The following is a 22,042-nucleotide window of genomic DNA, read 5'->3' on the forward strand; positions in this document are numbered from 1 at the left end:
CCTTCGCATTACTTCCGCTTTACGGTGACAATTGTACGCTCCGATGATAGGTCGCGGGCCATGACCCTGCAGAGCACCCTGACCGCCGAGCCCGCAGCACTCTCGCCCGAGGCTCTTGTCGAGCAACTCGCCCGAGAAGGTCGCGCGGCGCAGCGTGTGCTCGCCCGGCTGGCCGACGCGGAAAAGGCCGCCGCCCTGCGCGCTGCCGCTACCGCTCTGCGGGAAGCCGAAGGCGAAATCCTGGCTGCCAATGCGCGGGACATCGCTGCGGGCGAGGCCAAGGGGCTGTCCGCCGCGCTGCTGGATCGGCTGCGGCTGGATCCTGCCCGGCTTGCAGGGATCGCCGATGCGGTGGATCAGGTTGCGGCGCTGCCGGACCCGGTGGGCGAGGTCATCGCCTCCAGCGAGCGGCCGAACGGGCTGAAGCTGTCGCGGGTCCGCATTCCGATCGGCCTCATCGGCATCATCTACGAAAGCCGCCCCAACGTCACCGCCGATGCCGCCGCGCTGTGCCTGCGTTCCGGCAATGCCGTGCTGCTGCGCGGCGGTAGCGAGGCGCTGCATTCCAACCGCGCCATTCGCGCCGCCTTCGCGCAGGGGCTGGCTGCGGTGGGCCTGCCCGAAGCCGCCATCCAGCTGATCCCGACGCAGGACCGCGCGGTCGTGGGCGCGATGCTGACGGCGGCGGGCCTGATCGATATGATCGTGCCGCGCGGGGGCAAGAGCCTTGTCGCAAGGGTGCAGGCCGATGCGCGGGTGCCCGTGCTCGCCCATCTCGACGGCATCTGCCACACTTACGTTCACGCCTCGGCCGATGCGCAGATGGCGCGCAGCCTGACGCTGAACGCCAAGATGCGCCGCACCGGCATCTGCGGCGCGATGGAGACGCTGCTTCTCGACACCCAGTTCCCGGAAAGCGAATCGGTGGTCGCGGCGCTGCTCGATGCGGGCTGCGAACTGCGCGGCGATGCCCGTGCGCAGGCGCTTGACCCACGCGTCCTGCCCGCGAGCGAAGAGGACTGGGACACCGAATACCTCGACGCCGTGCTGGCCGTAGCCGTGGTCGACGGTATCGAGCCGGCGCTGGAACACATTGCCGCGCATTCCTCGCACCACACCGACGCGATCGTCACTGACGATGCCGAGGCGGCGGAACGCTTTCTTGGCGAAGTCGACAGCGCGATCGTCATGGTCAATGCCTCCAGCCAGTTCGCCGACGGCGGCGAGTTCGGCCTGGGTGCAGAGATCGGCATCGCCACCGGGCGTCTCCATGCCCGCGGCCCGGTCGCGCTGGAAGGGCTGACCACCTACAAATGGCAGGTTCGCGGGACCGGGCAGGCACGGCCCTGACGGCTCCTCGAAAGCGCCCCATCCGTAAATCCGGCCCCGCCACCGGCCTGCTGGGGGGTAGTTTCAACCCGGCGCATGGCGGGCACCGGCGCATCACCCTGTTTGCGATTCGCGCGCTGGCGCTGGATGAGGCATGGTGGCTGGTGTCGCCGGGCAATCCGCTCAAGCCGGCTGCGGGCATGGCCTCGCTTCCCGCGCGGCTCGGCTCGGCACGGCGACAGGCGCGCCGTGCCCGTATGCGCCCGACCGCGATCGAGCGGGAACTGGGCACCCGATACACGGTCGATACCCTGCGCGCGCTGCTGCGGCGTTATCCCAACCGGCGTTTCGTGTGGCTGATGGGCGCGGACAATCTCGCTCAACTGCATCGCTGGAAGGACTGGCGGCAACTGTGCCGACTCATGCCGATTGCGGTGATCGCGCGTCCGGGGTATGATGGCGCTGCCTTCGCGAGCCCCGCGATGGCCTGGCTGGGGAAATTCCGGAAACCCCTGACCAGTCTTCGCGGTCCGGAAAGGTGGAGCGCACCTGCGCTGGTGACATTGCGATTCGACCCCGATACGCGGTCGGCAACGGCGATACGCCAGGCCGATCCGGACTGGGCACGAAGGTTCGGTAACAGACCTTCGCGTGACGCTGTCACGTATCACACCATCCCCGGAGCGGCGGAATGAACGGCTTTCAGGCCTTTCTCCCGCACACCCGGCTTACACGGCAGACGATCGAACGCGGCAGGATGGCCTTCATCCTGCCCGGTCGGTTTTGAAAGGAGCAGAACCCAACCAAGATGCCACAGGCAGAAATACAGCCGGAATCAACCGGCGCCACCCCGCTTCCGAGCACTATCGAAAGCGATGATCCGTTGCTCAACCTCGTGCTCTCGTCGCTGGACGACGATCAGGCGCAGGAGCTGGTGACGATCGACCTCGACGGCAAATCGAGCATCGCCGACTTCATGGTGATCGCCTCGGGCCGTTCGACCCGCCAGGTTGCGTCGATGGCGCAGAAACTAGGCGAGCGACTGAAAGAGAACGGCTTCGGCAACCCGCGCATCGAAGGCCTTCCGGCTGCCGACTGGGTGCTGGTCGATGCGGGCAGCGTGGTGGTCCACCTGTTCCGTCCCGAAGTGCGCACGTTCTACAACCTTGAACGGATGTGGGGCTTCGACGGCCCGTCCGGGGCAGCCTGACCGCTGCCTTGAGGATCCTCCGGTCGCGACGGTGACCGGAAAATCGAAAGGAAAACGCGCGGGGGCCCTGCTCCGTCCCCGCGGTTCGGCTCATGTTGCTGCACATCATCGCTCGCGGAAAGATCGCCCGCTCGCCCGAAGGCGAACTGCTGGATCGCTACGCCAAGCGCATAACCTGGCCGTTTCGCCATAGCGAACTGCCCGACACCGGCGGCAAGGTTCCGCCCCCCATTCATACCCCTGTGCGCGAAGTCCTGCTGGACGAGCGGGGCAAGCCGATGAGTTCGGAAGAATTCGCCGCGCTGCTGGGCCGCTGGCGCGACGAAGGGGTGCGCGAATGCCGCTTCCTGATCGGCGCGGCCGACGGGCACGGCGATGCGGCGCGGGATGCGGCGGACCATCTGCTGTGCTTCGGGCGCATGACCTGGCCGCACCTGATGGCCCGCGCGATGCTGGCCGAACAACTGTGGCGCGCCACCGCCATTCTTGCCGGGCACCCCTATCACCGGTCGGGATAAGGGCCTTCATGGCCGCGCTTGTTGATGAAATACATGCGCGCGGCCCCGTTCGTGTACGAAGGGGAGGCCGGTTTCAACTCACGATGCAAAGAGCCACGGCGAGCATAGCAGCCGCCGCGCGTGTAGGAAAATCAAGCGATGCGCAGGCTGAAAGTCTTCTTCGATGGCGGCTGCCGCCCCAATCCCGGACCGATCGAGGTGGCCGTCGTCGTGCGCGGCACGGCGCATCTGTTCGAGGACTGCGGCGCCGGTTCCAACAGCGATGCCGAATGGCTGGCGCTGGTTCGCGCGCTGGAGTTCTGCCGGGACCATGGGCTGGAAGGTGTCGAACTGATCGGCGATGCGCTGGAAGTGGTGCGTCAGGCCAACGCAGTGCTGCGAGACGGTCATGGCGCTCAGCCGCACACCGCCCGCTTTCTGGAACTTGCTGGGCAGGTAGCCCCCGCCCGCATTCGGTGGATCAGGCGCGAACAGAACCTGGCAGGCATCGCGCTGGCCGCACGCCACCCGCGGTAATTTCCCCTCTTTCCGCTGGACCGGGGGTGCCCTAACACCGCGCGGGTGAAGCCTGTTCATCGCATTCTCCTGACTTTTGCCGCGCTGGGTACGGCTGCGGTCGCCACGCAGGCGGTGACGCAGCAGGGCGGCTTCGCGGTGATAGACCCCGCTCTCGACGCGCGGCAGGCGCAGGCGGAGATGATCGCGGCGCGGCGCGAAGGAGCGGCGGCAGGCAAGCGCGCGGCAAAGCTGGAGGCGCGCGCGCGTCAGGTCGCCGAACAGGCCGAGACCACCGCCCGGCAGGCCGCCGCCGTCGCCGCGCGCGTACAGCAAACCGATGCGCAGATCGCTGTGCAGCGCGCGCAGATTCGCCTGATCGCTTCGCAGCGCAAGGCCCTGCGCGCGCAGCTGGCGCAAAGGCAGGGCCCGCTGGTGCGGCTGACCGGATCGCTGCAGCGGCTGTCGCGGCGACCGCCGCTACTGGCACTGCTGCGGCCCGGATCGGTGCGCGATGCGGTCTACATGCGCGCGCTGCTGGATACGATGCTGCCCGAGGTGGAACGGCGCACCACTGGCCTTCGCGCCGCGATCGAACGGGGGCGGGCGCTGGAACAGCAGGCGAAGGCCGCCGCCGCCGGGCTGTCGCAGGCGCAGGCGCAGATGCGCGAACGGCGCGGCCAGCTGGCGACCATCGAATCGCGCCAGCGGCTGGCCGGGCGCGCGGCCAGCGGCATCGCCGCGCGCGAGGGGGAGCGGGCACTGGCGCTGGCGGAAAAGGCCCGCGACCTGGGCGATCTGGTGCGGCAGGTGGGCCGGCAGGGTGCCCTGCGCGCGCAGCTGGCGGCGCTGCCGGGCCCCGTCATGCGACCCGCCAGGCCCGAGGATGCGCAAGTCATCGGCGCAGGGTCTTTCACGCCGCTGCCCGAGGGGCTTTCCAGCTACATGCTGCCGGTCACCGGACGTCTGCTGACCGGCTTTGCAGAGGATGCGCCGGGACAGGCGCGGTCCAACGGGCTGGTGCTGGCCCCGCGCGACCATGCGCAGGCGGTCGCGCCAGCGGCGGGGCGGGTGGCTTTTGCCGGGCCGTATCGCGGGTACCAGAGCATCGTCATCATCGAGCATGACGGCGGCTGGACCTCGCTTGTCACCGGACTGGCCCGGCTGGACGTGGCGGTTGGCGACCAGCTTGTGGCGGGCTCGCCGATCGGCACGACCGGGCCGGTCTCTCCCCGCGTTATGGTGGAACTGCGTCGCGACGGGGCGGCAGTAAATCCGCTGCAGTATATCCGTTCGCTCTGAAGGTTTTGCCGGGCAATCGCGCCGATCAATCCTATATGAAGGCATGGCCCCCGTTCCGCTGGCGTTCACGCCTGTGGGACGATAGGATGACGGTCAGGAACCCCTGCATCGGGCTGCACCGCCCGAACGATGAAGCGAAGAGGCATCGCGCCCGATGAAGATTGTCCCGTTTATCCGCGCCACCCTGCTGGTTTCCGCCGTGGCCGTGCTGCCTGCGGCGACCTCGGGCCTGGCTGCGGTGGACACGCGCACCAGCCACGAATTCGACAAGCTGTTCACCATCTACCAGATCGTGAAGGACAATTATGTCGATCAGGTGAGCGACGACAAGCTGCTCAAGGGTGCGATCGACGGGATGCTGGCCAGCCTCGACCCGCACTCCAACTACCTTGACGGCCAGTCGCTGCAGCGGCTGGAGACGATGATCGACGGCAAGTACACCGGTCTTGGCCTGTCCGTTGTCGAGGATGACGGCGCGGTGAAGATCGTCTCGCCGTTCAAGGGCAGCCCGGCGGAAAAGGCGGGGCTGAAGGCGGGCGACTACATCACCCACCTCGACGGCGTGCTCTATTACGAGCGCGATCTGGACGAGGCCGTGTCGAAGATGCGCGGGCAGGCCGGCAGCTCGATCCGCCTGACCATCTTCCGTCCCGGCCGCGATGCGCCGTTCGACGTCACCGTGACGCGCGGCGTGATCGAGCTTGAGCCGGTGACCTGGGAATTCAAGGACAACGTGGGCGTGATCTCGGTGAACGAGTTCTCGCGCGATGTCGGCAACGACGTGAACAGCGCCATTGCCGACCTCAAGAAGCAGGCGGCGGTGAAGGGCGGCAAGCTGACGGGCCTGGTGCTCGACCTGCGCTCCAACCCCGGTGGTTCGCTGGACGAGGCGGTGGCCCTGTCCGACCTGTTCCTCGATCACGGCGATATCGTCTCGCAGCGCGGGCGCAATGCGGCGGAGAACCAGTTCTACCGCGCCGAATCGGTGTTCAAGGGCGACGTGGCCAAGGGCCTTCCGCTGGTCGTGCTGGTGGATGCCGGGTCGGCCTCCGCTTCGGAAATCGTGGCGGGTGCGTTGCAGGACCAGCACCGCGCGGTGGTCATGGGGGAACGCACGTTCGGCAAGGGTTCGGTGCAGTCGTTCCTGCCGCTTGACCAGAACAGTGCGATCAAGATCACCACGGCGCGGTATTACACGCCGTCGGGCCACTCGGTGCAGGAAGGCGGCATCGCGCCGGACATAAAGGTACCGCAGCTGTCGGACCCCGATGCCCGTGCCCGCGCCGAACGGGCGGTACGCGAATCCGATCTGCGCGGCCACCTCATCAACGAGGCGGCGCTGAAGGACAAGGATCTGGAAACCGACAAGCAGGACGATCCGCGCTTCAAGGTGACCGCCGCCGAACTGGAAAAGCAGGGGATCAAGGACTTCCAGCTGCATTACGCCATTTCGACGCTGCAGCGCACCGCTGGCAAGCCGGCGCTGGCCGCCGCTGCCACCGGCGCGACCAGGAACTGACGGTCGGGACGCGAAACAGATGACCGTTCCCATAGCCGCTCCCGTGCGCGCCGCCCGCTGGCTGGCGTTAGCTCTTCCGGTGTTCCTGCTGGGCGGGGCGCTGGTCAGCCAGTTCGCATTCGGACTAGCCCCTTGCGAGATGTGCTGGTGGCAGCGTTATCCTCACATGGTGGCGATCGTGCTGGCGGCGCTGGCGTTCTTCTGGCGCCCGGTGCGTCCGCTGGTGGCCGTGGCCGCGTTGGCGGTGCTGGCATCCGGCCTGATCGGCGGCTTCCACGCCGGGGTCGAATATCAGTGGTGGCAGGGGCTTACGGCCTGCACCGCCAGCCCCTTTGCGGCAGGCGGCGATGCGCTTGACGCGATCATGAGCGCGCCTGTGATCCGTTGCGACGTGGCACCGTGGACGCTGTTCGGGATCTCGCTGGCGGGCTTCAACTTCCTGTTCTCCACGGCGGGCGCGCTGGTCGTGTTCGGGCTGATCGCCCGCAGCGGCAACCGCCCTGGAAAGGCTTGAAATGAACGCGATGAGCGAACGGTCGGAACGGATGCTGCGGGTCGACCAGGCCGGCGAATACGGCGCGAACCGGATCTATGCGGGCCAGCTGGCGGTGATGGGCACCCGCGCGCCGAACTCCACCGAGATTGCCGGCATGGCCGCGCAGGAGGCCGAGCATCAGGCAAAGTTCGACGCCATGATCGCCGAGCGCGGGGTTCGCCCCACGGTGCTGCAGCCGGTGTGGTCGGCTGCGGGCTTTGCGCTGGGGGCGGCGACGGCGCTGATGGGGCCGCGCGCCGCGATGGCCTGCACCGCCGCGATCGAAACCGAGATCGACCGCCACTACACCCAGCAGCTTGAGGAACTGGGCGACGAGGATCCCGAACTTGGCGCCGCCATCCTCAAGTTCCGCGACGAGGAGCGCGAGCATCGCGATGCCGCACTGGCCGCCGGTGCCGAACAGACTCCGGGCTATCCGCTGCTGTTCCATGCGATCCGCATGGGCTGCCGGGTGGCCATCAAGCTTTCGGAACGGATATGACCGTTCGGCGGTTGTTCCATCGAACCGTCATTCCCGCCTTCCGCCTTCCATATTCGGGCGCGACCCGACCCTGATGCCTTCGGGCCAAGACCGATCTGCTGGAGCAACCGATGACCCGCCTCCTTCTTTCCGCTGCCGCCGCCGTTCTGTCGCTGGCCGCTGCGCCTGCGTTCGCCCAGGGTGCGGGCCTGACCGATCCGGCCCTGTCCAATCCGGGGGACGAAAAGGTCAACCAGCTGATCATCTACGGGGATGACAAGTGCCCGGAATCCGCTTCCGGCGAGATCACCGTATGCGCGCGCAAGCCCGAAGAGGAACGCTATCGCATCCCCGAACCGCTGCGTGGGCTGGATCAGCCGCAGTCCGAAGCATGGGCCAACAAGGTGCAGGCTTACGAGACGGTGGGCCGCTTCGGCACCCAGAGCTGTTCGCCCGCAGGCTCTGGCGGCTGGCTGGGCTGTACGCAGCAGCTGATCAACAATGCCTACGCCGAAAAGGCGAACGGTTCCGAAGTGCGCTTCAGCGAGTTGATCCAGGCCGAGCGTGAAAAGCGCCTCTCCACCATCGATGCCGATGCCGCCGCCGAACAGAAGCGCGTGGAGGAGGCCGAGAACGCCTACTTCGAACAGCGCAAGCGTCAGGCCGCGGAACAGGACGCAGCCCAAGGCACCGCCGCCCCGGCACCGAAGTAAGCGTGATCCGGTAACCTGCGAAGAGCCGGATCTGGCTCTTCGCAGGCGGTCGTGCGAAGCACGGCTTCATCCCCTGAAACCGCAAATCCGCTTGTCTTGCGGGCGTAAACCGGCTGGAACGGCGCCTACAGGGTTGCCGGGTGCTGGTATGGGGACGCAAAAGCCGTGACGGGTTCGATCGATTTGTTTCACGCCGTCGCGGGGCTGCTGGTGGGCCTGCTGGTGGGGCTGACGGGCGTCGGGGGCGGCTCGCTGATGACGCCGCTGCTGGTGCTGTTGTTCGGCGTCAGCGCCAAGACGGCGGTCGGCACCGACCTGCTGTTTGCCGCCATCACCAAGATTGCCGGGTCCGCCGTGCACGGATCGCGCGAAAGCGTGGAGTGGAAGATCGTGCGGCGCATGGCGCTGGGCAGCGTCCCCGCCGCCCTCCTGACGCTGCTGGTGATGGCCCGCATCGGTAAGGTGGGCGCATCGACCGAACACGTCATCCTGGTGTCGCTGGCCTGCCTGCTGGCGCTCACCTCGCTGGCGGTGATCGGGCGCAAGTGGCTGTTCCGCCATGCCCATCAGGGCGAAGCGGCGCGCTCCGCTGCGGTCGAGATCGGCGGCACCGTGGCGCTGGGCGCGCTGATCGGCGTGGCGGTATCGATCTCGTCGGTCGGCGCCGGGGCGATCGGGGTGACGGTGCTGCTGGTGCTCTATCCCAAGCTGCCGGTGGCGCGCATCGTCGGGTCGGACATCGCACATGCCGTACCGCTGACGCTGATCGCGGGCACCGGGCACTGGATCATGGGCGACGTCAACGGCACCCTGCTCACCAACCTGCTGATCGGCTCCATCCCCGGCGTGGTGGTGGGCAGCTACCTGTCCTCGCACGCGCCGGATAAAGTGCTGCAGCCGTTGCTGGCGGCGGTGCTGGCGATCTCGTCGTGGCAGCTTTTCGTGAAGGCCTACACGCCGGAGAAGGTGAAGATCGAGGCGATCCCGGCGGCAAGGGCAGCCGAGGCCCATCGATAGCGGCGCGTCAGAGCAAAACGAAAAAGGCCGGAGCGCAAGCCCCGGCCTTTTTGCAGATCACCGACAGGGTCAGGTCAGACCAGCGCAATGTCGGGCGCGTCTTCCTGCTTCATGCCGACGAGGTGATAGCCAGAATCGACGTGATGCGTTTCGCCGGTCACGCCCGAAGACAGGTCCGACAGGAAGTAGAGGCCCGAGCCGCCCACGTCCTCGATCGTGGTGTTGCGGCGCAGGGGCGAGTTCAGCTCGTTCCACTTGAGGATGTAGCGGAAGTCGCCGATGCCGCTGGCGGCCAGCGTCTTGACCGGGCCGGCAGAAATCGCGTTGACGCGGATGCCCTGCGGCCCCAGGTCGTTGGCGAGGTACTTCACCGAAGCCTCCAGCGCCGCCTTGGCAACGCCCATGACGTTGTAGTGCGGCACGACCTTTTCGGCGCCGTAGTACGTCAGCGTCAGGATCGAGCCGCCGTTCGGCATCATCGCCATGGCGCGCTTGGTCACCGCGACCAGCGAATAGGCCGAGATGTTCATCGTCATCAGGAAGTTGTCGAGGCTGGTGTCGACATACTTGCCGCGCAGCTCGTTCTTGTCCGAGAAGCCGATGGCGTGGACCACGAAGTCGATCGTCTCCCAGCGCTGCGCCAGCGTGGCGAAGGCGGCGTCGATCGCGTCCATGCTGGACACGTCGCAGTCGATCAGGAAATCGGAGCCGAGGCTTTCGGCAAGCGGCCTGACCCGCTTTGCCAAGGCATCGCCCTGATAGGCGAAGGCCAGTTCGGCCCCCTGTTCGCTCAGCTTCTTAGCGATACCCCAGGCCAACGACTTGTCGTTGGCGAGGCCCATGATGAGCCCCCTCTTGCCGTGCATCAGACCGGTCATTCGTTTCTTCCTGTAATCACTTTAATCGTTGGGCCGAAAGGCCGTGTCGGTTTGCGGTGCTTGTCCCGCACCGTCGTTCGCCTGCGCGAGCGCTGCGTTCAGTTCTGCGCCTATGACCATCCCTAGTCCCACAAGCCAGAAAAAGAAAAGCGCGATCATCACTCCGGCGAGACTTCCATAGGTAAGATCGTACATGAGGAAAGTCTGCAACACTTTCGGAAGGGCCCAGGCGACCAGCAGCCACCACAGCGTGACGAACGCCGCGCCGGGCCACTTGGCATAGCGCCGCTTCTGGTAGGCATGCGGCGTCAGCAGGTAGAACAGCAGGTAGATCGAGACGAAAATGCCCCCGCCGCTCATCGCCGTGCTGAGCGCCATTTGTTCGGAAAGGCTGTCGAGCCGGGGGAACAGTGTGGCCAGCACGGTTTCGGCGGTGGACAGCAGCACTTGCGACGACAGCGAGATCAGCAGCAGCAGCACCGACCCGAAGATCACCGCGCTGGATACCAGCCGCGATCGCCAGAAACGGTGGCGCTTTTTGGAATCGTAGGCGCGATGCAGGATGTCGCGGATCGTTTCGATCAGGCTGCCCGACGTCCACATGCCCAGCAAGCCGCCCACCCACAGCAGCCAGCCGTGCCGTGCGGCGGCAACATCGTGCGCCACCGGGCGCAGCACGTCGCCGACGCGCGGCGGCAGCGCGCGCAGGATCGTGTCGATCGACGCCCCCATCTGGTCCTGTTCGCCCAGCGCCGACAGGATCGCCGCCAGCGCGATGAAGAAGGGAAACAGCGACAGCAGGCTCATGTAGGCGAGGTTGCCCGCATGAATGAAGCCGTCGTCCCAGGTGCCGCCCAGCACCTGCTTGGTCACGCGGAAGGCGCGCGTACCCGGTCCCGCCTTGCGGCGCAGCTTTGCTCTTAGCGCTTCATGGTGCGGATCAGACGCCAAGCTTCCCGCGCACGTCGCGACCGTCGCTCCACCCGTCGAGGCGGGCGGCAAGGTCTTCGTCCGCTTCGGGCAGGACGATCTGCAGGGTGATCAGCTGGTCGCCGCGGGTGCCGTCCTTGCGGGTCATTCCGCGCTCTTTCAGACGCAGCGACTTGCCCGAGCTGGACCCGGCCGGGACCGACAGCATGACCGCGCCCGAAGGGGTGGGCGCCTTGACCTTGGCACCGCGCAGGGCTTCGTCCAGCGTGATCGGCAGATCCAGCCGCAGATCGTCGCCGTCGCGCCGGAAAAAGGCGTGGGACTGCAGCTGGATCGTCACCGTGGCATCGCCGTTGCCGCCGGGGCCCGCCTCACCCTTGCCGGCCAGCCGCATCTGGGTGCCGTCCTCCACCCCTGCGGGCAGCTTGAGGTCGATGGTCTTGCCGTCAGACAGGGTGATGCGCTGGGGTTTAAGTTCCGCCGCGTCGGTAAGCGGCACGGACAGACGATAGTTCACGTTCGCCCCCTTGGGCGCGGCGCGGCGCCCGCCGCCCATTCCGCCGCCCATGCCACCGGGGCCGCCCCGGCCACCGCCAAAGATGCCGCCGAAGATGTCCTCAAGGTCGATGCCGTCCTCGGCCCCGAAGCCGCCGCCGAAGCCGCGCTGGCCGCCGGGACCGCCGCCATAGCCGCCCCCGAAGCCACCGCCGCCGAACGGGTTGGCGGGGTTGCCCTCCGCGTCAATCTCGCCCCGGTCGAACTGGGCGCGTTTCGTCTTGTCGGACAGCAGGTCGTAGGCGCGCGTCACGTCGCTGAAGCGCGCGGCGGCTGCGGGGTTGTCCTTGTTGGTGTCGGGGTGGAGTTCCTTCGCCAGCTTGCGGTAGGCGGACTTGATGTCCTTCTCGCTCGCACCGCGAGACACGCCGAGGGTGGTGTAGGGATCTGCTGCCATGATGCCCCTAGCTAGGTTGCGACTCGGCTTTGGACAAGCGTTCCGGTGGGTTGCCGGGGACGATTGTGTCCCGTAATCCGCATCTGATGCTTGTCCGCGATCAAGGTCATGCCCTGCGCAACCGGGGACCGGGCGGCGAGTTCCCGTTTTTCAGCCTCAGGACGACCAGACCCGTGACCACCGCGCTCCCCACCGACATCGACGCCCGCGAAGTCATCCCGCACGGCGACCCGCTGGCGCTGTTCACGCAGTGGTACGATGAGGCGCGGGAAACCGAACCCAACGATTCCAATGCGATGGCGCTGGCCACCGCGACGCCGGATGGGCTGCCATCGGTGCGCATGGTGCTGCTCAAGGGGTTCGATGCCACAGGCTTCGTGTTCTACACCAATGGCCACAGCCGCAAGGGGCGCGAAATCGCCGCCAACCCGCACGTCGCGCTGCTGTTCCACTGGAAAAGCCTGCGCCGCCAGATCCGGATAGAGGGCGCGCTGTCCCCGGTCAGCGATGCGGAAGCCGAGGCCTATTTCCATTCGCGCGCCCGCGATTCGCAGCTGGGCGCGGTGGCGTCCGACCAGTCGGCCCTGCTCGATTCGCGGGCCACCTTCCTGAACCGCTACGAAGAGGCGCGCCAGCAGTTCGACGGCGGCGAGGTGGAGCGGCCCGCGCACTGGGGCGGCTGGCGCGTGCGGGCGCAGGCGATGGAGTTCTGGCAGGATCGCCCCTACCGCCTCCATGAGCGCCGTCGGTTCGAACATGCCGCCGGTGGCTGGCGCAGCAGCCTGCTTTTCCCGTGAGCGAGGGCGCGGATCTCAACCGCAGCGCCGCCATCGCCAGCATCGGCGCGGCCAGCCTGCTGATCGGGATCAAGGGCTGGGCAGCATGGTCCACCGGCTCCACCGCGATGCTGGGCAGCCTGGCGGACACCGCGCTGGACCTCGTCGCCAGCGTCGGCACCCTGGTGGGCGTGTGGATCGCCGCGCACCCCCCGGACGACAAGCACCGCTTCGGCCACGGCAAGGCAGAGGCGATCGCGGCGCTGTTCCAGATCGTGCTCATCTCCATCTCGGCACTGGGCATCGCCGCGCGTGCGGTGGAGGATTTCTTCTCCGGTTCGCGTGTCGAGGCGGCGCAGACGGGCATCGGCGTATCCGTGGCGGCGATCGTCGTCACCTTTGCGCTGATCGCCTGGCAGCGCCACGTCATCCGCCGCACCGGCAGCCTGGCGATCGCCACCGACAGCGTGCATTACCAGTCCGACCTTGCGCTCAACCTAGCGGTCATCGCTGCGCTGGTGCTGGACCGGTACGCCGGCGTTTCCAGCGCCGACCCGCTGTTCGGCCTTGCCATCGCGCTGTGGCTGGCGTGGGGCGCATGGGGCGCGTCGCGGCAGGTGCTGGATCAGCTGATGGACCACGAATGGCCCGCCGAAAAGAAGGAGCGCTTTCTGGCAGTGCTGGCGCGAAACCCGGACATAACCGGGGTGCATGACCTGCGCACCCGAACCTCTGGCAATCGCGATTTCGTGCAGTTCCACGTCTGGGTCGATGCCGACATGACCGTGCGCGAGGCGCACAAGGTCATGGATGCGCTGGAACACCGCCTGAAGGCCGAATTCCCCGACACCGAGATCCTGATCCACCCCGATCCCGAAGGGCTGGTGGACGAAGCCGGCACCGCCGGGCTGGACGTCCTGCCCCCGATCCGGGTGCACTGAGGCGCGCCTGCCCCTTGCGGATCGCGCGCGCGGCAACCAGCTACGCGGCACGCAATCGAAAAAGGCGCGCATGAAAAAGATCGGTTTTCTCTCGTTCGGCCACTGGAACCCTTCGCCCCAGTCGGCCACGCGCTCGGCGTCGGACGTGCTGCTGCAGTCGATCGAACTTGCGGTGGCGGCAGAGGAACTGGGCGCGGACGGCGCGTATTTCCGCGTCCATCACTTCGCCCAGCAGCTGGCCTCGCCGTTTCCGCTGCTCTCGGCGGTGAGCGCGCGCACCCGGCGGATAGAGATCGGCACCGGCGTTATCGACATGCGCTATGAAAACCCGTTCTACATGGCCGAGGACGCGGGCGCTGCGGACCTCATCAGCGGCGGGCGGTTGCAGCTGGGCATCAGCCGCGGCTCCCCCGAACAGGTGATCGATGGCTGGCGGCACTTCGGCTACGCCCCGGCTGAGGGAGAGAGCGACGCCGACATGGGCCGCCGCCATGGCGAGACGTTCTTCGAACTGCTGAAAGGCGAAGGGTTCGCCCAGCCCAACCCGCGCCCGATGTTCCCTAACCCGCCCGGCCTGCTGCGGCTGGAACCCCACGCGCCGGGCCTGCGCGATCGCATCTGGTGGGGTTCAGGCAGGAACAGCACCGCCGTATGGGCCGCGCAGATGGGCATGAACCTGCAAAGCTCCACGCTGAAGGAAGACGAAAGCGGAGAGCCGTTCCACGTCCAGCAGGCCCGCCAGATCCGCCTCTACCGCGAAGCGTGGAAGGACGCGGGCCATGCGCGCGAACCGCGCGTCTCGGTGTCGCGTTCCATCTTCGCGATCATGGACGACCGCGACCGCGCCTATTTCGGCCTGGGCGAAAGCAGCGATCAGGTGGGCGTGATCGACAACATGCGCGCGGTGTTCGGGCGCAGCTATGCCGCAGAGCCGGACCGCCTGATCGAACAGCTGCGCGCCGACGAAGCCATCGCAGAGGCCGATACCCTGCTGCTGACCGTGCCCAACCAGCTGGGCGTCGATTACAACGCCCACGTGCTGGAGGCGATCCTGACGCACGTCGCGCCCGCGCTGGGCTGGCGATGAGCTGGGCCGCTGTGCCCGAAGATTACTTCTGGCGCAGCGCCGCCACGCAGGCTGCGCGGTCCACGTTCTGGCCATCGGACCCGCGCCGCGTTTCCACATAAGTGGCGTGCGGCTCTTTGGTAGTGGTGCTGGGATAGAGGAACACGTCCAGCACACAGGCGGTGCCGGTGAACTGCAGCTTGCGCGCGTCGCCTTCCCATACGTTCAGCCGGGGCTGGCCGAACATGCGGGTGAGCTGGCCCTGACTGGCACCGATCACACCCTCCAGACCCGGCGCCATCTGCACCGCCGCGTCGCGCGGCGGCTGGCGGGTGGGCTGGCGCGTCACGGGCACGCCCTTGATCCGCTTGCCGCCCGCCGGTGCAGGGGTGCTGGCCACGTTGCCGCTGCCGCCGGTGGCGGAACAGGCGGCCAGCGCGAACGCCAGCGATCCCGCGATCAGCGGGGCGCCGAGCGAGCGGAGGGAACGGTGGTGAAAGGGAAGGCTCCCGAAAGTCTTGATGCTCATGGTCGGTGCGCTGCATTGCCTGCCGCCCGGCGCGAGTCAACGCCCGAGCGCCCCGATCACCTTGCAGCGCGATCACCTGCGCGCTACGGCCCGATCTGGTCTGGGCAGACCAGATCGGGCCGTAGCCTTATCCCGTTTATCGCATTTTCCGAGCCGTCAGGTGATTCCACCTGACTTGAAAATGCTCTAGGCGCTGCGGCAACCGTTTTTTCTGAAGGATTTTCCCGACTCATGACGCAACCCCGTCTGGACGTCATCGCCATCGGCAATGCCATCATCGACGTCATCGGCCATTGTTCCGACGCGCAGATCGACGAACTTGGCCTTGTCCGTGGCGGCATGCAGCTGATCGACGCCGATCAGGCCCGCACCCTGTACGATGCGATGGGTCCGGCGCGCGAGATTTCCGGCGGTTCCGCCGCCAACACGCTGGCAGGCCTCGCCGCTCTGGGCGCAAAGTGCGGCTTCATCGGTCAGGTCGCGGACGACCAGCTGGGCGAAGTATTCACGCATGACATCCGCGCCGGCGGCATCGAGTTCGACGTGCCCGCCCGTGCCGGCGAGACGCCGACCGCGCGGTGCCTGATCTTCGTAACCGCCGATGGGCAGCGCACGATGAACACCTTCCTCGGCGCTTCGCACCTGCTGTCCGCCGACATGGTGGACGATGCCGTGATCGCGGACGCGGCCGTGCTCTACCTCGAAGGCTATCTGTGGGATCCGGTCGAACCGCGCGCGGCGATGCGCAAGGCGATCGCAGCCGCGCGCGCAGCCGGTCGCAAGATCGCTTTCACGCCTTCGGAATCGTTCATCATCGACATGCATCGCGCCGATTTCCTGTCGCTGATCGACGAGGGCCTGATCGACCTCATGTTCTGCAACGAGACTGAAATGGCGACGCTGACCGGCAAGTCCGCGTTCGAGGATGGCATCGCTATGCTGTCGGCCAAGGTTTCAGTGCTGGTCGTGACCAGGGGTGCCGACGGCGCCGTGGCCCTGTCCGGCGGCGAGCGCGCCGAAGTGGCGGCGCAGCCGATCGACCGCGTGATTGACACCACCGGCGCCGGCGACCTGTTCGCGGCAGGCTTCCTCTACGGCCACGTGCGCGGCAAGGGCCTGGAAGAAAGCCTGAAGATGGGCGCCATCTGCGCCAGCGAGATCATCTCGCACTACGGCGCCCGCCCGGAATGTGACCTCGCGGACTTCGTCGCCGCGCGGATGTAAGGTGCACGGGGCTTGGGGTATCCCAAGCCCCTACCCGTCGTCCCGAGCTCGGTCCCGGATCAAATCGGGGACGACGCAGCGCCGATCAGCGCCCGCCGTGCTGCGCCGATTGCAGCTGCGCCGCGCACTGGTTCCTGCGCTGGTCACGTGCGGTCGATAACGCCTGCGCGGTCTGGCGGGGCAGGGCGCAATCCTGCGCCGGGCGGATCGGATGCTTGGCGAGGCAGCCGCTGCGGGTGGAGAACAGGTTGTCGGCGCAGTCGTCGAAGGCGGACTGATCGGCATCGTGCAGCGCCTGGCACGCCTGCGTCCAGCGCTGGCGATAAGCATTCTCGGCGAAGTCGGTGCACTGGCCGTAGGCAGCCTGCGCTTCCTGTTCGCGGCGGGCGCGGTCAGCCAGCGCGCGCGACTGCTCTGCGGCCTTGGTCTGCCGTTCCGCCATCGCCAGCGTCTGCTGGTGGATGTCCTGCGCGGGCAAGTAGATGCCGTAGTAGTATCCGATCCCGGCGCCGCCCATCAGCGCACCCAGCGCCAGGCACAGCTTCAGGATCGGATCGGCGCGCTTAAGCACCTTCGCGCGCCACTTCGCGCCAGCCGATATCGCGGCGGGTGAAGCCGGTCGGGAAGTCGATCGCATCGACGGCGGCATAGGCTTTCGCCTGCGCCTCGGTCACGTTGCGGGCGCGGGCGGTGACGGCAAGCACGCGCCCGCCGCTGGCCACCAGTTCCCCGTCCTTTTCGGCGGTGCCGGCGTGGAACACCTTGGCCCCTTGCGCTTCGGCGGCTTCGAGGTTGCGGATCGCGCCGCCCCTGGCAGGCGTGCCGGGATAGCCGTCCGCCGCCATCACCACCGTCAGCGCCACGTCGTCGGAGAAGCGCGGCGGCTGGATCGCGGCCAGACGGTTCTCGGCGCAGGCGTGCAGCAGTTCGACAAGGTCCGATTCCAGGCGCATCAGCATGACCTGGCATTCCGGATCGCCGAAGCGGCAGTTGTATTCGATCAGCTGCGGGCCGGTGGCCGTCAGCATCAGGCCCAGAAACAGGACGCCGGAATAAGGCATGCCTTCGTCCGCCAGCGTCTTGACGGTGGGGGCGATGATCCGGGTCATCGCTTCGGCCTGCAGCTTGGGGGTCAGCACCTTTGCCGGGCTGTAGGCGCCCATGCCGCCGGTGTTGGGGCCGGTATCGCCGTCACCCACGCGCTTGTGGTCCTGCGCGGAGGCGAAGGGGACGATGGTGGATCCGTCGGTCAGCGCGAAGAAGCTGGCCTCCTCACCCTCAAGGAACTCCTCGATCACGGCTTCGGCGCCGGCTTCACCGAAGCGCCCGGTGAAGATGTCGCGCACGGCGGCCTCGGCTTCGTCCATGGTCATCGCCACGGTGACGCCCTTGCCCGCGGCAAGGCCATCCGCCTTGATGACGACGGGGGCACCGAACTTCGCCAGCGCTGCCATGGCGTCCGCCTCGGAAGAGACGCGCCTGTACCCGCCGGTCGGGATATTGGCGCGGGCGCACAAGTCCTTGGTAAAGCCCTTGGACCCTTCCAGCTGGGCCGCCGCCTTGCCCGGTCCGAACACGGCGAACCCTTCGCCGCGCAGCGAGTCGGCCAGACCGTCCACCAGCGGCGCTTCCGGCCCGATGACGACAAGGCCGATCACGTTCGCCTCGCAGAATGCCAGCACGGCGGCATGGTCGGTCGCGTCCAGGTCGATGCAGGTCGCAACCTCGGAAATGCCGGGGTTTCCGGGCGCCGCCCACAAGGCATCGCAGCGCGGGGATTGCGCCAGCTTCCAGGCCAGCGCATGTTCGCGGCCGCCCGAGCCCAGTAGCAGGATGTTCATTTCCCGTGCCTTCCGATCAGTTCTTTCACGACGATGACGACGACGCCTATCGCTCAGGCGGGCTGGTAGCGAAGAACACGGCTGGGGACAACGCCGCGCCGCTTTCGATCAGCGAGATTTCCAACCTGCTCAAGCGCACGGTGGAGGACCGTTTCGGCTTCGTGCGCCTGCGAGGCGAACTGTCGGGCGTGAAGCGCGCGGCTTCCGGCCACCTCTACTGCGCGCTCAAGGACGACAAGGCGGTGATCGACGGGGTGATGTGGAAAGGCGGCGCCCAGCGCCTGGCCTTCCGCCCCGAGGACGGCGTGGAGGTGATCGCCACCGGCAAGCTGACCACCTATCCGGGCCGTTCCAAATACCAGATCGTCATCGAAACGATGGAGATCGCCGGCGAAGGCGCGCTGCTGGCGCTGCTGGAGAAACTGCGCGCGCGCCTTGCCGCAGAGGGGCTGTTCGCGCCCGAACGCAAGCGGCCGCTGCCCTATCTGCCGCAGGTCATCGGCGTCGTCACGTCGCCCACCGGCGCGGTGATTCGCGATATTCTTCACCGGCTGGCAGACCGTTTCCCCAGCCGGGTGCTGGTGTGGCCGGTGCTGGTGCAGGGCGAAGGCGCGGCGGCGCAGGTGGCCAATGCGGTGCGCGGCTTTTCCGCCATCCAGCCCGGCGGGCCGGTGCCCCGACCCGATCTGGTGATCGTGGCGCGCGGCGGCGGTTCGATCGAGGACTTGTGGAGCTTCAACGAGGAGATCGTCGTGCGCGCCGTCGCCGAATCGACGATTCCCGTGATCTCGGCGGTCGGGCACGAAACCGACACCACCTTGTGCGACCATGCCGCAGACCGCCGCGCGCCCACGCCCACCGCTGCCGCGGAAATGGCAGTGCCAGTGCGCGCGGAACTGTCCGCGCAGTTGGCCGACCTTGCCATGCGCAAGCGCCGCTGCGCGCTGCGCCCGGTCACGCTGGGCCGCGAACGGCTGGAAGCGCGCGTCCAGCGCCTGCCCAAACCCGAAGCGATCCTGGCCGCCAAGGCGCAGAAGCTGGACGAACTGGCCGAGCGGCTGCGGCGCGGCCTGCGGGACGAAGCGCGCGCCAAGGAGCAGGCGCTGCACAAGGTCGCCGCCAGCCTCTCGCTGCCGCTGCTCCGCCACCGCGTGCAGGTCTGCGATGAACGGCTGGGCCGCGCGGGCCTGACCCCGCGCCTGCTGGAACGCCGCTGGGCGCTGGCTCGCGATGCGCTGGCTCCGGTCAACCGCGTGCTGCCCCAGCTGGACCCACGCCTGCCGCTGCAGCGCGGCTATGCGCTGGTCAAGACCACCGGCGGCGCCGCGCTGACCACGCGCGACGCGGCCGCGCGCGAAGGCGATCTGGTGATCGAATTCCGCGACGGCGAACTGCAGGTGACAGCGGGCGACGTTGCTTCCGTGCCATCGTCCCCTGCGCCCGCGCCGCGCCCCGCCGGCAAACCGGCGCGACCGGCGCCCGGTGCCCCGCGACAGGGCGATTTGTTCTGACGGGGCGGTTCTGCTAGGATCGCGGCCATGTTGATGTCCTCTGCAGACCGACCTGCCAAACTCGCCTACGGCCCCAACGGCTTTCGCGTGCTCAGCTCGGGCCATTACGTGGCCTGCGCCGTCACGGGTGAGCAGATCCCCCTCGAAGCGCTGCGGTACTGGAGCGTGGAGCGGCAGGAACCTTACGCCACCGCGCAGATCGCCACGCGCCGCCTTCTTGGCGAGGCATGAGGGCCCTTAGACGGGGCATTTCCGCACTGGTCCTGATCGCAGCGGGCGCGGCCATCGCGCTGCCGCTGATGGCCGCGCGCACGCCGCAGACCGGCCGGGGGAATAGCGGCACTGCACCGGTCGCGCCCGCTGCTCCCGCCAGACCGGTTGCGCTGCCTTTCAGCGGCGAACTGACGCAGGGAGGCTGGATCAGGGGCACGCTGCCTGCCGGTATCCGTTCGCTCTCGCTGGACGGGGCGCCTGTGAAGGTCGCGGCTGACGGCACGTGGTTCGTCGCCTTCGACCGGGATGCGGGCGCGCAGGCGCTGCTGCGCGTCTCCTATGCCAACGGCACCATCGGTGAACAGCGGCTGGCCGTTGCCCCGCGCGCCTGGCAGATCGAGAACGTCAATATCGCACGCAGGACCGGCGGGCCTTCCGAAGCCTTCATGCAACTGCGCCGCCCCGAACTGGCGCGCATCAACGCTGCCCGCGCGCACGTCACCGATGCGCAAGGATGGCGGCAGCGCTTTGTGTGGCCTGCGCAGGGCCGCATTTCCGGTCGATTCGGATCGCAGCGCATCTATCGCGGAGAGCCGGGCGCCTATCACTCCGGGCTCGACATCGCCCCCGGCGGCAGCGGCGCACCCTTTGTCGCGCCGGCAGACGGCGTGGTGATCCTGGCTGCGGACAAGCCCTTCACGCTGGAGGGCAACCTGCTGATGCTGGATCACGGCATGGGCCTCAACAGCGCTTTCCTGCATTGCTCGCAGATCCTGGTGAAGGAGGGCGATCATGTCCGGCAGGGGCAGGTCATTGGCCGCATCGGCATGACCGGGCGCGCCACCGGGCCGCACCTGCACTGGTCTATCAAGTGGAACGAGGCGCGGCTGGACCCGCTGCTGTTCCTGCCGCCCCGGACCTGAGAGCCCAAACTGCCACACTGAAAACTGACAGGCTTGCCAATCCGGCCTGACGCCCTATTCAGCGCTTGTGCGCCGCAGCATCGTCATCCTTTCCGTCGTTCCGGTGCTGCTCTGGGTCACATGGGGCCGCTCGCCCCGGCCCGAACCACCCAAACACCTTCCGGTGATCGACGCGGTCATTCCGCAGGCTCTGCCCGACCGGCGCCAGATGGCGCGCTACCTTGGTCCGTTCCGGCTCGAAGGAGCGTGGCAGATCAAGTCGCGCCACACGATGGTCTTCGGATACTCGGCGCTCGTCCCCGAGCCGGACGGCAAGCTCACCGCATTCAACGATTCGGGCGATATCCTGCGCTTCGCGCCGCCGGGCGTCCCCGGTCCGCCGCCCCAGCCCAACTGGGTGCGGTTCGAACGCAAGGCTGCAACCAAGGCATCGCGCGACGTCGAATCGGCCACGCGCGATCCGAAGACCGGCGGCTACTGGCTGGGGCTGGAAGGGCGCAACAGCATCATCCACCTGAACAGCAGGTTCGTGGCGACCGGCGAAGTGGCCCCGCGCGCCATGCACGGCTGGGGCCTGAACACGGGGCCGGAAGCATTGGCGCGGCTGGCGGACGGGCGGATGGTCACCATCCGCGAAGTGCCGCCATCGTGGACCGAACCGCGCCTGCACGATGCGCTGGTGTTCTCCGGCGATCCGATCCGCCACCCGGTGCCGCAGCGGTTCCGCTTCGACGGGCCTGACAACTTTTCCGTGGTCGACATGGCGGTGCTGCCGGATGGGCGCGCGCTGATCCTGATGCGGCGGCTGCTTTGGCCGCTGCCGATGCGATTCGCCGGCAGGATCGTGATCGCCGACACCGCCCGGATCAGGCCGGGCGGCGTGTGGCATTCGCAGCCGCTGGCGTCGCTGGCTTCGGTGCTGCCGGTCGACAATTTCGAAGGGATCGCCGCCGTACCCCGGCCCGATGGACGAATCACCGTGTGGATCATCTCCGACGACAACGCCATGCGCGTGCTTCAGCGTACGCTGCTGTGGAAGATGACCGTCGATCCGAAGACATTGCCCTGGCCAAAATAAACACGGAAAAAGCGCGCGAAGCACCGCTTCGCACGCTTTTTCAGGTCCGTATTCCCGATGC

The 22,042-nt window shown here is 67.7% G+C and carries 25 protein-coding genes; 19 read left to right on the forward strand and 6 right to left on the reverse strand.

The annotated features are described in order from the left end of the window. The first annotated feature begins 60 nt into the window (after positions 1-60). The 11 genes from GGR40_RS09215 to GGR40_RS09265 all read left to right on the forward strand — a co-directional run bounded on the left by GGR40_RS09215 (position 61) and on the right by GGR40_RS09265 (position 9,119). Positions 61-1,350 carry a glutamate-5-semialdehyde dehydrogenase gene (locus GGR40_RS09215; RefSeq protein WP_429275921.1) on the forward strand — a complete coding sequence of 430 codons (1,290 nt, stop codon included), beginning with the start codon at positions 61-63 and terminating at the stop codon, positions 1,348-1,350. Then, entirely contained in the window at positions 1,314-2,024 is a 711-nt protein-coding gene (locus GGR40_RS09220; protein WP_429275922.1) for a nicotinate-nucleotide adenylyltransferase, read from the forward strand. Before GGR40_RS09215 ends, GGR40_RS09220 begins: the two co-directional genes overlap by 37 nt. 113 nt (positions 2,025-2,137) lie before the next feature. After that, the gene (rsfS, locus tag GGR40_RS09225; RefSeq protein WP_429275923.1) at positions 2,138-2,539 is read left to right on the forward strand and encodes a ribosome silencing factor; all 402 of its coding nucleotides are present in this window, start codon (positions 2,138-2,140) and stop codon (positions 2,537-2,539) included. Positions 2,540-2,631: 92 nt separating this feature from the next. Next, complete coding sequence (locus tag GGR40_RS09230) at positions 2,632-3,057, forward strand: 23S rRNA (pseudouridine(1915)-N(3))-methyltransferase RlmH (protein ID WP_429275924.1); 426 nt, start codon at positions 2,632-2,634, stop codon at positions 3,055-3,057. 138 nt (positions 3,058-3,195) lie between these two features. Next, positions 3,196-3,573 (forward strand): ribonuclease HI, encoded by a 378-nt coding sequence (locus GGR40_RS09235; RefSeq protein ID WP_429275925.1) that lies wholly within the window; start codon positions 3,196-3,198, stop codon positions 3,571-3,573. 45 nt (positions 3,574-3,618) lie between these two features. Next, positions 3,619-4,854: a murein hydrolase activator EnvC family protein gene (locus GGR40_RS09240; protein ID WP_429275926.1), complete on the forward strand. Its 1,236-nt coding sequence runs from the start codon at positions 3,619-3,621 to the stop codon at positions 4,852-4,854. 154 nt (positions 4,855-5,008) lie between these two features. Continuing rightward, the gene (locus tag GGR40_RS09245) at positions 5,009-6,373 is read left to right on the forward strand and encodes a S41 family peptidase (RefSeq protein WP_429275927.1); all 1,365 of its coding nucleotides are present in this window, start codon (positions 5,009-5,011) and stop codon (positions 6,371-6,373) included. Between the two features lie 19 nt (positions 6,374-6,392). Next, the gene (locus tag GGR40_RS09250) at positions 6,393-6,887 is read left to right on the forward strand and encodes a disulfide bond formation protein B (RefSeq protein ID WP_429275928.1); all 495 of its coding nucleotides are present in this window, start codon (positions 6,393-6,395) and stop codon (positions 6,885-6,887) included. Between the two features lies 1 nt (position 6,888). After that, complete coding sequence (locus tag GGR40_RS09255; RefSeq protein WP_429275929.1) at positions 6,889-7,410, forward strand: demethoxyubiquinone hydroxylase family protein; 522 nt, start codon at positions 6,889-6,891, stop codon at positions 7,408-7,410. A 110-nt stretch (positions 7,411-7,520) separates the two neighbouring features. Next, positions 7,521-8,102: a hypothetical protein gene (locus GGR40_RS09260; protein WP_429275930.1), complete on the forward strand. Its 582-nt coding sequence runs from the start codon at positions 7,521-7,523 to the stop codon at positions 8,100-8,102. Between the two features lie 165 nt (positions 8,103-8,267). Continuing rightward, a complete protein-coding gene (locus tag GGR40_RS09265) occupies positions 8,268-9,119 on the forward strand; it encodes a sulfite exporter TauE/SafE family protein (protein WP_429275931.1) in 852 nt (283 codons plus the stop codon). A gap of 74 nt (positions 9,120-9,193) precedes the next feature. Here the strand turns inward: GGR40_RS09265 and fabI are convergent, their stop codons facing one another. Genes fabI through GGR40_RS09280 form a run of 3 tightly spaced genes read right to left on the reverse strand, consistent with a single transcriptional unit; the run spans position 9,194 to position 11,879 of the window. Continuing rightward, on the reverse strand, positions 9,194-9,997 hold the full coding sequence (gene fabI, locus GGR40_RS09270) for an enoyl-ACP reductase FabI (protein WP_429275932.1): 804 nt from the start codon (positions 9,995-9,997) through the stop codon (positions 9,194-9,196). Between the two features lie 21 nt (positions 9,998-10,018). Next, a complete protein-coding gene (locus tag GGR40_RS09275) occupies positions 10,019-10,948 on the reverse strand; it encodes a YihY/virulence factor BrkB family protein (RefSeq protein ID WP_429275933.1) in 930 nt (309 codons plus the stop codon). Beyond that, positions 10,938-11,879: a DnaJ C-terminal domain-containing protein gene (locus GGR40_RS09280; protein ID WP_429275934.1), complete on the reverse strand. Its 942-nt coding sequence runs from the start codon at positions 11,877-11,879 to the stop codon at positions 10,938-10,940. The genes GGR40_RS09275 and GGR40_RS09280 overlap by 11 nt, the downstream gene beginning before the upstream one ends. Positions 11,880-12,052: 173 nt before the next feature. Here GGR40_RS09280 and pdxH point away from each other — a divergent pair, with 173 nt between their 5' ends. The 3 genes from pdxH (at position 12,053) to GGR40_RS09295 (ending at position 14,683) form a co-directional block, all read left to right on the forward strand. Next, positions 12,053-12,676 (forward strand): pyridoxamine 5'-phosphate oxidase, encoded by a 624-nt coding sequence (gene pdxH, locus GGR40_RS09285; RefSeq protein WP_429275935.1) that lies wholly within the window; start codon positions 12,053-12,055, stop codon positions 12,674-12,676. Beyond that, on the forward strand, positions 12,673-13,596 hold the full coding sequence (locus GGR40_RS09290; protein ID WP_429275936.1) for a cation diffusion facilitator family transporter: 924 nt from the start codon (positions 12,673-12,675) through the stop codon (positions 13,594-13,596). Before pdxH ends, GGR40_RS09290 begins: the two co-directional genes overlap by 4 nt. A 70-nt stretch (positions 13,597-13,666) precedes the next feature. Next, entirely contained in the window at positions 13,667-14,683 is a 1,017-nt protein-coding gene (locus GGR40_RS09295; protein WP_429275937.1) for an LLM class flavin-dependent oxidoreductase, read from the forward strand. 22 nt (positions 14,684-14,705) lie between these two features. Here the strand turns inward: GGR40_RS09295 and GGR40_RS09300 are convergent, their stop codons facing one another. Then, positions 14,706-15,191 carry a hypothetical protein gene (locus GGR40_RS09300; protein ID WP_429275938.1) on the reverse strand — a complete coding sequence of 162 codons (486 nt, stop codon included), beginning with the start codon at positions 15,189-15,191 and terminating at the stop codon, positions 14,706-14,708. Between the two features lie 231 nt (positions 15,192-15,422). Here GGR40_RS09300 and GGR40_RS09305 point away from each other — a divergent pair, with 231 nt between their 5' ends. Then, positions 15,423-16,415, forward strand: a complete 993-nt coding sequence (locus GGR40_RS09305) for an adenosine kinase (protein ID WP_429275939.1) — start codon at positions 15,423-15,425, stop codon at positions 16,413-16,415. Positions 16,416-16,500: 85 nt separating this feature from the next. On the opposite strand, the gene GGR40_RS09310 is transcribed toward GGR40_RS09305, so the two are convergent. Beyond that, complete coding sequence (locus tag GGR40_RS09310) at positions 16,501-16,986, reverse strand: hypothetical protein (protein ID WP_429275940.1); 486 nt, start codon at positions 16,984-16,986, stop codon at positions 16,501-16,503. Beyond that, positions 16,979-18,256 (reverse strand): phosphoribosylamine--glycine ligase, encoded by a 1,278-nt coding sequence (gene purD, locus GGR40_RS09315; protein ID WP_429275941.1) that lies wholly within the window; start codon positions 18,254-18,256, stop codon positions 16,979-16,981. Before purD ends, GGR40_RS09310 begins: the two co-directional genes overlap by 8 nt. A 5-nt stretch (positions 18,257-18,261) precedes the next feature. On the opposite strand from purD, the gene xseA reads away from it, so the two are divergent. The 4 genes from xseA to GGR40_RS09335 all read left to right on the forward strand — a co-directional run bounded on the left by xseA (position 18,262) and on the right by GGR40_RS09335 (position 21,981). Continuing rightward, the gene (gene xseA, locus GGR40_RS09320) at positions 18,262-19,767 is read left to right on the forward strand and encodes an exodeoxyribonuclease VII large subunit (protein WP_429275942.1); all 1,506 of its coding nucleotides are present in this window, start codon (positions 18,262-18,264) and stop codon (positions 19,765-19,767) included. A 27-nt stretch (positions 19,768-19,794) separates the two neighbouring features. Then, the gene (locus GGR40_RS09325; RefSeq protein ID WP_429275943.1) at positions 19,795-19,998 is read left to right on the forward strand and encodes a DUF2093 domain-containing protein; all 204 of its coding nucleotides are present in this window, start codon (positions 19,795-19,797) and stop codon (positions 19,996-19,998) included. Next, positions 19,995-20,903: a M23 family metallopeptidase gene (locus tag GGR40_RS09330; RefSeq protein ID WP_429275944.1), complete on the forward strand. Its 909-nt coding sequence runs from the start codon at positions 19,995-19,997 to the stop codon at positions 20,901-20,903. Before GGR40_RS09325 ends, GGR40_RS09330 begins: the two co-directional genes overlap by 4 nt. A 67-nt stretch (positions 20,904-20,970) precedes the next feature. Further along, the gene (locus tag GGR40_RS09335) at positions 20,971-21,981 is read left to right on the forward strand and encodes an esterase-like activity of phytase family protein (RefSeq protein WP_429275945.1); all 1,011 of its coding nucleotides are present in this window, start codon (positions 20,971-20,973) and stop codon (positions 21,979-21,981) included. Positions 21,982-22,042: the final 61 nt, after the last annotated feature.

Source organism: Novosphingobium gossypii (genome assembly GCF_050433305.1).
GTDB classification, from domain to species: domain Bacteria; phylum Pseudomonadota; class Alphaproteobacteria; order Sphingomonadales; family Sphingomonadaceae; genus Novosphingobium; species Novosphingobium gossypii.

What these genes read in the sequence shown, in the direction of transcription:
- GGR40_RS09215 (WP_429275921.1), top strand. Translation starts at nt 61, where the DNA reads ATGACCCTGCAGAGCACCCTGACCGCCGAGCCCGCAGCACTCTCGCCC.
- GGR40_RS09220 (WP_429275922.1), top strand. Translation starts at nt 1,314, where the DNA reads ATGGCAGGTTCGCGGGACCGGGCAGGCACGGCCCTGACGGCTCCTCGA.
- rsfS (WP_429275923.1), top strand. Translation starts at nt 2,138, where the DNA reads ATGCCACAGGCAGAAATACAGCCGGAATCAACCGGCGCCACCCCGCTT.
- GGR40_RS09230 (WP_429275924.1), top strand. Translation starts at nt 2,632, where the DNA reads ATGTTGCTGCACATCATCGCTCGCGGAAAGATCGCCCGCTCGCCCGAA.
- GGR40_RS09235 (WP_429275925.1), top strand. Translation starts at nt 3,196, where the DNA reads ATGCGCAGGCTGAAAGTCTTCTTCGATGGCGGCTGCCGCCCCAATCCC.
- GGR40_RS09245 (WP_429275927.1), top strand. Translation starts at nt 5,009, where the DNA reads ATGAAGATTGTCCCGTTTATCCGCGCCACCCTGCTGGTTTCCGCCGTG.
- GGR40_RS09250 (WP_429275928.1), top strand. Translation starts at nt 6,393, where the DNA reads ATGACCGTTCCCATAGCCGCTCCCGTGCGCGCCGCCCGCTGGCTGGCG.
- GGR40_RS09255 (WP_429275929.1), top strand. Translation starts at nt 6,889, where the DNA reads ATGAACGCGATGAGCGAACGGTCGGAACGGATGCTGCGGGTCGACCAG.
- GGR40_RS09260 (WP_429275930.1), top strand. Translation starts at nt 7,521, where the DNA reads ATGACCCGCCTCCTTCTTTCCGCTGCCGCCGCCGTTCTGTCGCTGGCC.
- fabI (WP_429275932.1), bottom strand. Translation starts at nt 9,997, where the DNA reads ATGACCGGTCTGATGCACGGCAAGAGGGGGCTCATCATGGGCCTCGCC.
- GGR40_RS09280 (WP_429275934.1), bottom strand. Translation starts at nt 11,879, where the DNA reads ATGGCAGCAGATCCCTACACCACCCTCGGCGTGTCTCGCGGTGCGAGC.
- GGR40_RS09295 (WP_429275937.1), top strand. Translation starts at nt 13,667, where the DNA reads ATGAAAAAGATCGGTTTTCTCTCGTTCGGCCACTGGAACCCTTCGCCC.
- GGR40_RS09300 (WP_429275938.1), bottom strand. Translation starts at nt 15,191, where the DNA reads ATGAGCATCAAGACTTTCGGGAGCCTTCCCTTTCACCACCGTTCCCTC.
- GGR40_RS09305 (WP_429275939.1), top strand. Translation starts at nt 15,423, where the DNA reads ATGACGCAACCCCGTCTGGACGTCATCGCCATCGGCAATGCCATCATC.
- purD (WP_429275941.1), bottom strand. Translation starts at nt 18,256, where the DNA reads ATGAACATCCTGCTACTGGGCTCGGGCGGCCGCGAACATGCGCTGGCC.
- GGR40_RS09325 (WP_429275943.1), top strand. Translation starts at nt 19,795, where the DNA reads ATGTTGATGTCCTCTGCAGACCGACCTGCCAAACTCGCCTACGGCCCC.
- GGR40_RS09330 (WP_429275944.1), top strand. Translation starts at nt 19,995, where the DNA reads ATGAGGGCCCTTAGACGGGGCATTTCCGCACTGGTCCTGATCGCAGCG.